The organism is Acidimicrobiia bacterium (assembly GCA_035651955.1).
Classification (GTDB): Bacteria; Actinomycetota; Acidimicrobiia; order IMCC26256; family JAMXLJ01; genus JAMXLJ01.
This window is the reverse complement of sequence record DASRES010000021.1, coordinates 1-12,136: the sequence shown is the minus strand read 5'-3', so window position 1 is coordinate 12,136 and position 12,136 is coordinate 1. Positions and strand designations below refer to the sequence as shown.

Sequence of the window (12,136 nt, the reverse complement as noted above, 5' to 3'; positions counted from 1 at the left end):
TCGAGGGCAAGCACGGCGTCGACGTGGCGGAGATCCCCCGCTCGCCGCGATGCTGCGCCCGGGCGACACGATGCTCCTCTTCACCGACTGGCTGAGCGAGCTGCGCACCGCGACCGGCGAGGTGCTCGGCCTCGACGGCGTCGACGAGATCCTGGCCGAGCACGCGGCGCTGGACCCCGAGCATCTCCTCGACGACCTCGTGAAGACAGCACGCGGACCGCGGGCCACGCGCGCGACGACCTCGCCCCTGCTCGCGCTGCGGGCGACCGGCGACGGGTAGCGCGCGTCAGCCGCGGAGGACGTGGAGCAGCGCGGGCGCGCCGACGACACGCGCGCCTTGCGCCTCCGCGTGGTCACGCACCCAGCGGTCGGACGACACGGCGAGGACGGGTGCAGCCCGACGCACGAACGAGGCCACCTGCCGCACGACGACGGGATCGGCGTCCTCGCCGGGCTCGGAGAACACCACGCGGACACCCGTGCGGCGCGGCGCGGGGACGCTCCCGACGTCGGCACCGTCGAACACGCACACGACACCGCAGCGCGTCCGCATCTGGAGCTCGGTCAGCCCCGCGAGCAGCCGTTCACGCTGCAGGTCCGGTGCGGCGTCGGGCCATCCCTGCATCGAGACGTTGTAACCGTCGACCACCATCACCACGCCGGGGACGCGCAGCATCGCGGCCACGCCGTCGGGCGAGTCGGCGACGAGACCCTTCGGCACGGGCGGCGGCGAGGGACGGGTGCGCCCGCCGTCGCGTCCGCGGCCGCCGCGCGTCGTGTCCGCGGGCGATGCCGCGTCCCCCGCAGCCGGCGCGGTCCTCGTGCCGCGGCCCGCGTCGTGATGTCGCGTCGCGATGACGCTGAGGCCGTCGGCGACGCGACGCGCGAGCTCGGCGGCGTCCTCGAGTGCCTGCAGCTCCGCGGGACCGAGCACCCCGGGCTCGCGCGAGCTGCGCTCGGCGAGATCGGCCAGCTCGCCCTCGAGCCGCGCGACCTCTTCGTGCGCGGCGCGCGCGTCGGCATCCGCGGCGCGCACGCGTGCAACCTCGCGCCGGTAGCGCGCCTCGGCCGCTTCGGTCGCCTCGCGGGCCTCGCCGAGCTCGCGCTCGAGCGTCTCCGCGCGACGACGGGCGACGTCGGTGTGGCGCTGTGCCTCCTCCTCGCGCGCGCGCCGCGAGCGACGCTCGTCGCGCAGCTCACGTTCGAGACGGGCGACGTTGGCCTCGGACTCGGAGCGCGCCGTGTCGGCACGGCGACGGGCCTCCTCGAGCGTGGCGACCTGGGACCGCAACGCCTTCACGTCGTCCTCGGACGCCTGCTCGCGACGACGGCGCTCGTAGGTGGCGACGGCGACGCCCAGACCGAACGTCCACCCGTCCGGGCGCGCGGCGTACAGCGCGGACGCGAGCAACGGCAGGTCGTCACGCTCGGCCGCGCTGTCGACGAGAGCGACGGCGTCGCTCGCGCTCCACCGACCGAGCACGTCCTCGACCTCGCCCCGGTCGAGGAACCGCTCGACCATCTCCTTGCGGAACCCCTCCTCGCTCTCGACCGCGCGCAGCAGCTGCTGGCGTGCCGCGCCGCGTGACAACCCGCGGCGGTCGAAGCCGGTGAGCGGCCGCAGCGACAGCGGGACGTCACCGGGCTCGAGCGCGCGCAGGTGGTCCGCGGCCGTGTCGAGCAGCGGTGCGAGCAGTGCCTCCGGGACGGGCGGGACGCCCGCGTCGCTCATGGCAGTGCCGCCCGGACGTCTTCCGGGGAGCAGCCCGTAGACTGAGCGGCGACCGGCGACGACGCCGGCGCGGGAGGCTTCCGATGCAGGCTCGTCACGAAGAGCTCACGCTCGAGACACGAGGCGACGGCGACGTCGTCGACGTCACGGGCGACGCGCAGAAGGTCGTCGACAACTCCGGCCTGCGCGACGGGCTGTGCACGGTGTTCGTGGCCCACTCGACCTGCGGCATCACGACCATCGAGTACGAGCCGGGCTGCAACGCCGACCTCAACGGGGTCCTCGAGCGGGTGGCGCCCCAGCACGGCCGGTGGGAGCACAACGAGCGGAACGCCGACACCAACGGTCACAGCCACGCCCGCGCCGCGTTGATCGGCCCGTCCGTCACCGTGCCCTTCATGTCCGGCGAGCTCGTGCTCGGGGTGTGGCAGAAGGTCGTCTGCATCGACTTCGACGACCGGCCCCGCAGCCGGAAGCTCGTCGTCCAGCTGCTCGGCGAGTAGCGGGAGCCGGGTCACGCCCGGCCGTCCGCCGCGGCGGACGACGCCTCGTCCGCGGCCACGACGGTCTCGATCGCGCCGCCGCTCGCACCGCACCACCGGCACGTGACCTGCTCGATCTGCTCGTCGAGCAGCTCGCCGTCCTCGACGTTCAGCTCACCACCGACGCTGAAGTGGTGGAACTCGCGCGTACGGCGCGTGGCGACGACGTCGAAGCGGGTCAGGTTCCCACAGGCGCTGCACCGGTAGCGCGTCCCAGGCACGCCCGGAATCGTAGTGGGCCGCCCCATCCGCGGGATGCGAACGCATGTTCGATACGGTCGCGATCGTGGGTCAGCGAACGTTCGACGACCTCGGCATCCCGTTGCACGACGTGACCTTCGTGGTCGTCGACCTGGAGACGACGGGCGCGTCACCGGCCGAGTGCGCGATCACCGAGGTCGGCGCGGTGAAGTACCGCGGCGGCGAGTGCCTCGCGACCTTCCAGACGCTCGTGAACCCGGGCGTCCCCATCCCGCCGTTCGTCACGATGCTCACCGGCCTGACGGACGCGCTCGTCATGCCGGCGCCGCCGATCGACGCGGTGCTGCCCGCGCTGCTGGAGTTCGTCGGGCCCAACGAGCCGTCGACCGTGATCGCGGGGCACAACATCCGCTTCGACGTGTCGTTCCTCGATGCCGCGTGCGCGCGGCTCGGGTACCCGCGCCTCGCGCACACACGGGTCGACACCGTCGCGCTCGCGCGCAGGCTCGTGCGCGACGAGGTCCCGAACCTGCGCCTCGCGACGCTCGCCCGCCGGTTCCGCACGGCCGTCGAGCCGATCCACCGCGCGCTCGACGACGCGCGCGCGACCGCCGAGGTGCTCCACGGCCTCCTCGAGCGCGCCGGCACGCTCGGCGTCCTCGGCCTCGACGATCTCGTCGCGCTGCCGCGCATGCGCGCGCACCCGTCGTCGTCGAAGCTCCGCCTCACGACGCGGCTCCCGCGCAGCCCGGGTGTCTACCTGTTCCGCGATCGCGGCGGCCGCGTCCTGTACGTCGGCAAGGCGACGAACCTGCGTGCGCGCGTGCGCTCCTACTTCGGCAGCGACGACCGGCGGAAGGTGCCGCAGCTGCTGCGCGAGCTCGCGTCGATCGACCACGTCGAGTGCGCCGATCCGTTCGAGGCCGCCGTGCGCGAGCTGCGGCTCATCCAGCACCACGAGCCGCGCTTCAACCGGCAGGCCAAGGCGTGGCGCAGCTACGCGTACCTGAAGCTCACGCTCGACGAGCGGTTCCCCCGTCTCGCCGTCACGCGTGAAGCCCGTCGAGGTGCCGCCCATCTCGGGCCGTTCCGGTCCGCGGGTGCGGCGCACGCGGTACGCGACGCGATCGAGTCGGCGGTGCCGCTCCGGCGGTGCACCCGGCGCGTCGGCCGTACCGCGCCGCGGTCGTGCGAGGCGTGCGTGCCCGCGCAGCTCGGTGTGGCGTGCTGCCCGTGCTCGGGTCGAACACCCGAGGACGAGTACGACGGCGTCGTCGAGCTCGTGCGGCGCGCGTTCGCGGGCGACGGGCGTGTGCTGCTCGCTCCGCTCGACGACCGCATGCGGCGTCTCGCGGAGCGCGAGCGGTTCGAGGAGGCCGCGCTCGCTCGCGACCGGCTGCGCGCGCTGTCGTCCGCGCTCGCGCGCCAGCGGCTCGCGGACGCCACGCGCGCCGTCCGGCGTCTCGTCGTCACGACGCCGACGACGACGGTGGTCCTCGTGCACGGTCGCGCGCAGCTCGAGGGCGACGCCGTGCAAGCCGAGATGTTCCTGGACCTCACGCTGCCACCCCGGCGCGACGAGATCGACGAGCTGCTGCTGACGGCCCGCTGGCTCGCTCGCGCGGGCGGGCAACGGCGCGCGTCGCTGGTCGAGACAGCCGGGACGTGGGCGTCGTCGCTTCCGCCGCTGCCCGTCTACGAGGTGCGCCGGCCCGACGCGCGTCGGACGCGCTGAGGAGCCTGCGCGGGCTGCCCGGGTTGGCGGAGCTGCGCAGCTTCACGCGCGAGCGCGCGGCGGCGCGCGAGGAACTCGGGGAGCTGCTCGAGCGCGACGTGGGCGATCGTCGCGATGACGAGCGCGGCGAACGGCGCGATCGAGAAGATGCGCAGGTACCGGCCGATGCCCGTGCCGCTGATCACGTCGAAGAAGCTGTTGCCGTTCAGGACGCCGAGCCATCGCGCCGGGACGGCGACGATCACCAGACCGAGCGGCACGGCGACGACCCACACGAGCACTCGCCACGGCCAGGGCAGCGTCGAGCTGCGGTCGAGCGAGCGCTCGCGCGACGGCGCGACGCGCCCACGGGGCGGCACGGTCGCCTGCGGCAGCACGGCGGTCTCGCGGTTGCCGGCGACCGCCGGCAACGTGCGCGCGCGCGGCATCTCGCGTGCGCGCGGCGTCGGGTTCGGTCGTGAGACGCGCGGCGGCGCGGACGGCGCGGGCGGCGCGGAGGGTGAGGGTGAGGGTGACGGCGTGCGGTACTGGCGGGGCGTCTTCAGCACCTGACCGCACCCCGAGCACGTGAACGTGGCCGCCCCGTCGAGGTCGGCGATCGGGTGCTTGTGCCCGCAGTGCGGACAGCGCAGACCTTGCGCCATCAGCCGCGCTCCGCCTCGGCCGCCGCCCGGCTGACCTTGACGAACCGGTCGAGCGCGGTGCCCGCCCGCCCGCTGTCGATCGCGTCGCGCGCGACCTCGACGCCGTGCGCGAGATCGCGCGCCACGCCCGCGGTGACGAGCGCGGCCGACGCGTTCAGCACGACGACGTCGCGCACCGGGCCGGGCTCGCCGTCGAGCACACGCCGCACGACGTCCGCATTGTGCGAGGGGTCGCCGCCGACGAGCGACCCCGGGTCGACGCGCGCGATCCCGAGATCGACCGGGTCGACGACGCTGCGGTGCACACCGCCGTCGCGCAGCTCGAGCACGTCGGACACGGTCGTCGTCGTCAGCTCGTCGAGCCCGTCGGCACCGTGGAAGACCATCGCCCGCTCCGCGCCGAGCTCCCCCAGCGTCGCGAGCATCCGCTCGCCCATCGCGGGGTCGGGCACACCGACCACCTGACGGCGCACCCGCGCCGGGTTCGCGAGCGGGCCGAGGAAGTTGAACGTGGTCGGCACGCCGAGCTGCGCGCGCGCCGGACCGGCGTAGCGCATCGCGGGATGGAAGCGGGGCGCAAAGCAGAACCCGATCCCGGCTTCCTCGATGCAGCGAGCGACGCCGCCGGGACCGAGATCGATCACGACGCCCAGCGCCTCGAACACGTCGGCCGACCCGCACGCCGACGACGCTGCTCGATTGCCGTGCTTGGCGACGCGCACACCGGCACCGGCTGCGACGAGCGCGGCCATCGTGGACACGTTCACCGTGTGGGAGCGGTCGCCACCGGTCCCGCACGTGTCGAGAACCGGGCCGCCGTCGAGGTCGACGTCGACGCGCGCCGCGAAGCGCAGCATCGTGCGCACGAGCGCAGCGAGCTCCTGCGCGCTCTCCCCCTTCGCTCGCAACGCGATCGCGAAGCCCGCGATCTGGACGTCGCTCAGCTCGCCGGAGAGGATGGCCGTCATGATCTGCTCGACGACGTCCGCGGGCAGGTCCTCACGACGGACGAGACGCGCGAGCGCATCCGACCAGACCGACGGTTCCATCGCGCTCAATCCCACCACAGGTCCTGGTCGAGGACACCGCGCGCGATGAGACCGAGCTGGACCTGGCTCGTGCCCTCCACGATGGTGAGCTGCTTCGCGTCGCGGTAGTAGAGCTCGAGCGGGTGATCCTTCATGTAGCCCGCGGCACCGAGCATCTGCAGCGCCTCGCCGGACACCTTCACCGCGACCTCGGTCGCGTGGTACTTCGCCATGGACAGGAACGGCACGTACTCCTTGGTGAACTGGCCCGCGTCCGCCATGCGTGCCGCCCGGTAGGTCAACAGCCGCGCCGCCTCGATCTCGGTCGCGAGGTGCGCGATCTTCCACTGGATCCCCTGGAAGTCCGCGATCGTCCGCTCGAACGCGCGGCGCTCCTTCACGTACTGCACCGCGTACATCAGCGCGCCCTCCGCGAGACCGATGCCGCGGGCGGCCACGATCGGGCGCATCGAGTTCAGGCCCAGCATCGCGAGCCGGAAGCCACCGACCTCGCCGATGACGTTCTCCGCCGGGACACGCACGTCGTCGAGGATCAGCTCACCGGTGTCGACGCCGCGCACCCCCATCTTGCGGTCGACGCGTCCGACAGAGAGACCCGGACGGTCGCGCTCGACGATGAACGCGCTCACGCTGTCGTGCGCGCGCGACTCGGCCGGGCCCGTCTTCGCGAAGACCGTGTACCAGTCGGCCTGGCGCACGCCCGACATCCAGCACTTCGTCCCCGACAGCACCCAGTCGTCGCCGTCCGGGCGCGCCCGCGTGCGCATGCCCATGACGTCGCTGCCGGCCTGGGGCTCGGAGAGACCGAACGCGGCGCGCGCCTCGCCCGTCGCGACCGGGCGGACGAAGCGCTCGTTCTGCTCCTTGGAGCCCGCGATCATGACCGGACCGGTGGGCAAGCGGGTGAGGAGCAGCATCAGCGCGGCGGCGTTGGAGTACTTGGCGACCTCCTCGATCGCGATCGCGAGGCCGGTGATCCCGGCGCCGGAGCCGCCGTACTCCTCGGGGATGCACAGCCCGGTCAGGCCCGCGTCGACGAAGACCTCGAACAGGTCCTGCGGGTACTCCTCGGTCTCGTCGATCTCGCGCGCCCGGGGCGCGACCTTCTCCTGGGCCAGCTTGCGCACCGTGGCCTGGAGCTCCGCGAGCTCCGGGGGAAGGTCGAAATCCACGACCGGCCAGGTTACCGGCCGGGTCCCACCGACCCTGGGCCAGCGGCCGCTCGTGCTCCTATGCCCGATGGTCGCGCTCGCTGCGAGGCGGGATACCCGCCTCGCGGCCGCTCGCCGCTCCTATGCGCTCTTGCGGCGCTGGCGGATGACCCGGCGACGCTCGCGCTCGGTCAGCCCGCCCCACACGCCGTGCTTCTCGCGCACGAGCAGGGCGTGCTCGAGGCACGGCTCGCGCACGGGGCACGCCGCGCAGACGGCCTTGGCCTCGGCGGCATCCTCGTCGTCCTCGGACGCCGGATAGAAGATCTCGGGGTCGACGCCGCGGCAGCCGGCGAGTTGCCGCCACGACGTGTTCGTCCGGTCGTGCATTCTCAGCACCGAGAACCCCCTCGGTTGTCCCGTCCCTCGACCCCTGTGTCTCGGTCGTTATTCCCCGCGTCTGAAGCGAAAACAACGGCCTCTTCGCGGAAGCGGTACACGACCGTGCCCCTAGGATCGTTTGTCGTGCATTCCGAGCGCCCAGCGCGGTCGAACCGTGCGCGCGACCACGCTGCGCGTCGGTCGACGCCGCTTCTCCTGGCGGCCGCCGTCACGCTCCCCGGCCTCGTGCTGCGAGCCTCGGGAGCGCACGCGGAGCCGTTGCTCGCCGCGTTCGCATTCGGCTTCGCGGTCGTCGGCGCGGCGTTCCTCCTCGCGTGGGCGGCTGAGGCGATGCAGGTCGACGTGTCGCAAGGTCTCGCGCTCGCGCTGCTCGCGCTGATCGCGGTGCTGCCCGAGTACGTCGTCGACTTCGTCTTCACGTGGAAGGCAGGCAAGAACCCGCACGAGTACGCGCCGCTCGCACTCGCCAACATGACGGGCGGCAACCGGCTGCTCATCGGCATCGGGTGGTCACTCGTCGTCCTGCTCGCCGCGTGGCGCATCAAGCGGACGGCGAAGACGCGCGGGTACACGGGCGAGGTCGACACGTCGGTCCACCTCGATCGCGCGCACGCCATCGAGATCGGCTTCCTCGCGGTCGCGACCGTGTACTCGCTGACGTTGCCGCTGAAGCGCACGCTGACGCTCGTCGACGCGGTCGTGCTCGTCACGCTGTTCGTGCTCTACCTGACGCGCATCACGCGCACGCCGTCCGAGGAGCCGGATCTCGTCGGGCCCGCGAAGCTCGTCGGCGAGCTCCCGCAACGGCAGCGCCGCATCGCGCTCACGGTGATGTTCGCGTTCGCGGCCGGCGTGATCTTCGCGTGCGCCGACCCGTTCGCCGAGTCGCTCGTCCACACGGGCGAGCGCTTCGGCGTGAGCACCTTCCTGCTCGTCCAGTGGCTCGCGCCGCTCGCGTCGGAGGCACCGGAGCTGATCGTCGGCGCGCTGTTCGCGTGGAGACTCAACACGAACGGCGCGCTCGGGTCGCTCGTGTCGTCCAAGGTCAACCAGTGGACGCTGCTCGTCGGCACGCTGCCGATCGTGTTCGTCATCTCGTCGGCGGGGCTGCACGGGCTGCCGCTCGACACGGTGCAGCGCGAGGAGCTCTTCCTGACGGCGGCGCAGAGCGCGTTCGCGGTCGCGGTGCTCGCGAATCGGTCGATCAGCGTGCGCGAGGCGCTCTGGCTGCTCGGGTTGTTCTTCTCGCAATTCGTGCTCGGCGCGGTGCTCCCCCACGACCTGCGCGCGCTGGAGCGGCTCGGCGTCGGCGCGGTGTACTTGGTGCTCGCGGCCGGTGTCGTCGCGCGTCAGGGACGGTCACTCTTGCGTTTGCTGAACGACGGGTTCCGCGTGCCCGTACGCGAGCTCGCGCGTAGCGACGAGCTCGTCGGAGAGGTGAGCTGAGGTGAACGACCGCGCGAGCGAGGGCGTGGACGAGCGGCCGGTCGTCGACGGGATCGCGGTCCTCCGCGGTGCGATCGCGGGTCTCGTCGTCATCGTGCCCGTGACCGTCGTGCGCGCGCTCGTGAGCCGCCACGTCCACGACTTCGACCACAGCGCCTGGGCTGCACCGTTCTTCTTCGCGATCCTCGTCGCGTACGGCGTCGCCGGCTGGGTCGCGGGACGATCGACGCCCGGCGCGCCGTTGACCAACGGCGCGCTCGCCGGGTTCGGCTCGGTCGTGCTGTGGCTGCCGCTGCGCATCGCGATCTGGGCGATCCGTGACGACCACCGCGGGCTGTTCACCGGCGCGCACCCGACGATGACCGTCGCGCAGGTCTTCGGCGCGCTCGTGCTCGCGGCCGGCTTCGGGATCCTCGGGTCACTGCTCGGGTCGCGACATGTGAGAGCGGCGCGACAATGACCGACGCGGTGGCGAGCCGGCCGGGCGGCCGCGTACGGGCGTCGACCCGTCCGAGGAACGTCCGGACTCCGCAGGGCAGGGTGCTGGGTAACGCCCAGTCGGGGTGACCCGCAGGAAAGTGCCACAGAGAACAGACCGCCGATGGCGTGGCAACACGCACGTGTACATGGCGTGGCAACACGCACGTGTACATGGCGTGGCGACACGCACAGGCAAGGGTGAAACGGTGCGGTAAGAGCGCACCAGCGCCCGGGGTGACCCGGGCGGCTCGGCAAACCCCACCCGGAGCAAGGCCAGACAGGGGGAGGACGGCCCGTCCGACCGTGGGCCACGGCCCCGAGACCCCCGGGTAGGCCGCTGGAGCCGGCGGGCAACCGCCGGCCGAGAGGGATGGCCGCCACGGACCCGCGAGGGTCCGTACAGGATCCGGCGTACAGGCCGACTCGCCACCGCTCCACCACATGACGTGCGAATGCGCCGGGCACATGACGTGCGAATGCGCCGGGCGGACGTCGTCAGGCCACGTGGCGCGCAGAGGGTCGCAACGTCTTTCGCCGGTCGACCAGGCTGATCCAGAGCACGTCGACGGAGATTGCGGCGGCGACCACGATCGCGGGTTCGGCGCTGACGCGATACCGGACCGCACCGAAGAACATCGCCGCGGCGACGGTGACGACGACCGCGGGCGCGACGATCGGCGAGATCGGGATGTGGCGGCGCCGCATGACGACGACGCCCGCCACGGCGAGCGGCATCAGGAAGTAGTACGACCCGAGCGCGATCTGGGACGCGCCGATCGTCCGTCCCTCGAGGAGCCCGTTCAGACGGACGTTCTGCCTCGGCTTCCAGACGTCCCACATGCGACCGACGCGCTCGAGCATGACGACGGGGAGCCGTGACTTGTGCGTCTTGATGTAGTCGACGGCTTCCTTGCGAACGGCGGCGTCGACGTCGGACGCGTCGCCCCGAATCGGACGCGCGCCGAAGACGTGGCACGAGCCGTACCAGCCGGCCTGGCTTCCGTAGTAGGTGGCATCACAACTTGCTGCGGAGAGCACGGCGCCGACGCTGTCGGTCATGTACACGGGCTTGTCGAATCGGCTGAGGTTGTAGCCGATCCACGGTCCGACGCACACGACGACCATCGCACCCGACACGGCGGCGAGTTGCGCGCGCGTCCGCGCCGTGACGTCGTGCCGGCACAAGACGATCGTCACGATCAGGATCGGCGCGAGGATCGCGACCTCGGCGCGACTCATGATCGCGGCGCCCAGCGCGAGTCCGAACCAGATCGCGTGAGTCATGTCCGGTCGCTCCCAGAGGGCGTATGCGCTCAGGAGGACGAGCGAGATCGTGAGCGCGCTCATCGACTCGGACAGCAGCATGCCGTCGTTGATCCAGAGGTTCGCGTAGACGGCCGCGAACGTCGCGGCCACGAGCCCGACGCGCACCCCGCCGACCCGGCGGCCCGTGAGCCCGACGATGACGACGACCGCGGCGCCGAGAACCGTCGACGCGACGCGATGGTCGGTGACGCTCCAGAACCCCAGGCGCGAGACGAGCGACAGATACATCGAGTACAGAGGAGGATGCACCGCGCTCTGGCTGACCTGGTGGAGGAACAGCCAGCGGAACGGATCGATGAAGCCCTTCCCGTCAGCCAGCGTCCACGCTTCGTAGTGGTAGTAGACGGCATCGCCACCGAACACGTACGAGGCGTTGCCGACGAACACGTAGAACAGACGGACTCCGAGACCGACGAGCGCGATCGCGGCCAAGCTCCACAGGAACGGCGGGTGCGCGACGCGGCGCTCGGCGCCCGCTCCAAGGACGCCATGCGCGCGCGGCCGTCCCGACACAGCGCCTCGCTTCCGCTTGCACCACGACGATCACGCCGACGGTCGCATCGTGCCGTCGAGCGCCGGTGACAGCAACTGCTCGACGCCGAGGACCGGCCGTGATCTCACGTTCCGTGTTTGAGTCCCACGCTCCGTGGAAAGGCTCGTTCCCCGACCCAGCCTGTCGGGAAAGAGGAGCGGGATGCTCGATACCTGTGACCATCGAGTCGGGCCGATCGTCGTGAGCCACGTTCCGGGAACCGTGGTCGCGTCGTGCGAGCCCTGCGACCGCACGCTCTCCGTCTGGCTCGGCGCCGAGGACGCCACCGCGTGCGAGCTCCGCGGGCTCGTGGCCGAGCTCAAGGACCATCTGTCCCGGCACCATCCGGAAGTCGACACCGACCGCACCGAGGAGCTTCGTCGGTGCGCGTGGCGGGTCGCGACGACGGCCTGACGCGTACCGCGCCTCGAGGTGCGCGGACGGTGAAACAGGCTGACATCGCCGTCAGCGTGCGCGACAGTGCCGCCAGCGCTTCACGTCGGCCTCACCCTGCCCGCCGACGCGGCGCTCGCCGGTCAAGGTCTCCGTCGCGCACGAGCCACCCCGCCCGGAGTTCGACGGAGACCTTCCGGCGACCTTTTCCCGCGCGACGCTACCGGTCGCGATGCATCGCGCCGTCCCTCCACGGAGTGAGCGCCCGACGCAGCGACGCGCACCAGGAACACTCGCGCGATGTGACCTCGTCACACTCAAGCGGCGGTGCATCGCGACCCGATACTTCTTGGGAGGCGGCACGACCCTCCGTCTCCCCGGACTGTCTCCCCGACGCGTCCGGCATCACACCATGAGCGCGCCCCCGGCACTCGCCCCCGCCAGAGCCGGGGGCGGCTCGCGTTCGCGGCGAACGCGAATGCCGGTCACTCCCTCGGAGCTTC

The 12,136-nt window shown here is 72.2% G+C and carries 13 protein-coding genes and 1 other RNA gene; 7 read left to right on the top strand and 7 right to left on the bottom strand.

Going from position 1 to position 12,136, the window contains the following annotated elements; all coding sequences use genetic code 11:
* On the top strand, positions 1-280 hold a 280-nt coding region (locus tag VFC33_05760; protein ID HZR12740.1), incomplete at its 5' end, for a SpoIIE family protein phosphatase.
* Positions 281-286: 6 nt separating this feature from the next.
* On the opposite strand, the gene VFC33_05755 is transcribed toward VFC33_05760, so the two are convergent.
* Positions 287-1,732 carry an NYN domain-containing protein gene (locus VFC33_05755; protein HZR12739.1) on the bottom strand — a complete coding sequence of 482 codons (1,446 nt, stop codon included), beginning with the start codon at positions 1,730-1,732 and terminating at the stop codon, positions 287-289.
* 83 nt (positions 1,733-1,815) lie between these two features.
* Here VFC33_05755 and VFC33_05750 point away from each other — a divergent pair, with 83 nt between their 5' ends.
* A complete protein-coding gene (locus tag VFC33_05750; protein HZR12738.1) occupies positions 1,816-2,235 on the top strand; it encodes a secondary thiamine-phosphate synthase enzyme YjbQ in 420 nt (139 codons plus the stop codon).
* 11 nt (positions 2,236-2,246) lie between these two features.
* Here VFC33_05750 and VFC33_05745 read toward each other — a convergent pair whose 3' ends face one another.
* A complete protein-coding gene (locus VFC33_05745) occupies positions 2,247-2,495 on the bottom strand; it encodes a hypothetical protein (protein HZR12737.1) in 249 nt (82 codons plus the stop codon).
* 65 nt (positions 2,496-2,560) lie between these two features.
* Between VFC33_05745 and VFC33_05740 the strand changes: the two genes are divergently transcribed.
* Positions 2,561-4,210 (top strand): DEDD exonuclease domain-containing protein, encoded by a 1,650-nt coding sequence (locus VFC33_05740; GenBank protein ID HZR12736.1) that lies wholly within the window; start codon positions 2,561-2,563, stop codon positions 4,208-4,210.
* Here the strand turns inward: VFC33_05740 and VFC33_05735 are convergent.
* The 4 genes from VFC33_05735 to VFC33_05720 all read right to left on the bottom strand — a co-directional run bounded on the left by VFC33_05735 (position 4,171) and on the right by VFC33_05720 (position 7,444).
* Positions 4,171-4,854: a hypothetical protein gene (locus VFC33_05735; protein ID HZR12735.1), complete on the bottom strand. Its 684-nt coding sequence runs from the start codon at positions 4,852-4,854 to the stop codon at positions 4,171-4,173. The genes VFC33_05740 and VFC33_05735 overlap by 40 nt on opposite strands.
* Positions 4,854-5,903, bottom strand: coding sequence for an anthranilate phosphoribosyltransferase (gene trpD, locus VFC33_05730; GenBank protein ID HZR12734.1), 1,050 nt, complete (start codon positions 5,901-5,903; stop codon positions 4,854-4,856). The genes VFC33_05735 and trpD overlap by 1 nt, the downstream gene beginning before the upstream one ends.
* A gap of 5 nt (positions 5,904-5,908) precedes the next feature.
* A complete protein-coding gene (locus VFC33_05725; protein ID HZR12733.1) occupies positions 5,909-7,075 on the bottom strand; it encodes an acyl-CoA dehydrogenase family protein in 1,167 nt (388 codons plus the stop codon).
* Positions 7,076-7,195: 120 nt separating this feature from the next.
* Complete coding sequence (locus tag VFC33_05720) at positions 7,196-7,444, bottom strand: WhiB family transcriptional regulator (protein HZR12732.1); 249 nt, start codon at positions 7,442-7,444, stop codon at positions 7,196-7,198.
* A gap of 237 nt (positions 7,445-7,681) precedes the next feature.
* Between VFC33_05720 and VFC33_05715 the strand changes: the two genes are divergently transcribed.
* The 3 genes from VFC33_05715 to rnpB all read left to right on the top strand — a co-directional run bounded on the left by VFC33_05715 (position 7,682) and on the right by rnpB (position 9,812).
* Complete coding sequence (locus tag VFC33_05715) at positions 7,682-8,902, top strand: sodium:proton exchanger (GenBank protein ID HZR12731.1); 1,221 nt, start codon at positions 7,682-7,684, stop codon at positions 8,900-8,902.
* 1 nt (position 8,903) lies between these two features.
* Positions 8,904-9,362 (top strand): hypothetical protein, encoded by a 459-nt coding sequence (locus VFC33_05710; GenBank protein ID HZR12730.1) that lies wholly within the window; start codon positions 8,904-8,906, stop codon positions 9,360-9,362.
* Positions 9,363-9,374: 12 nt separating this feature from the next.
* Positions 9,375-9,812, top strand: an RNA gene (rnpB, locus tag VFC33_05705) — RNase P RNA component class A.
* Positions 9,813-9,877: 65 nt separating this feature from the next.
* On the opposite strand, the gene VFC33_05700 is transcribed toward rnpB, so the two are convergent.
* Complete coding sequence (locus VFC33_05700; GenBank protein ID HZR12729.1) at positions 9,878-11,140, bottom strand: glycosyltransferase family 39 protein; 1,263 nt, start codon at positions 11,138-11,140, stop codon at positions 9,878-9,880.
* A 262-nt stretch (positions 11,141-11,402) separates the two neighbouring features.
* Here VFC33_05700 and VFC33_05695 point away from each other — a divergent pair, with 262 nt between their 5' ends.
* The gene (locus tag VFC33_05695) at positions 11,403-11,654 is read left to right on the top strand and encodes a hypothetical protein (GenBank protein ID HZR12728.1); all 252 of its coding nucleotides are present in this window, start codon (positions 11,403-11,405) and stop codon (positions 11,652-11,654) included.
* Positions 11,655-12,136: the final 482 nt, after the last annotated feature.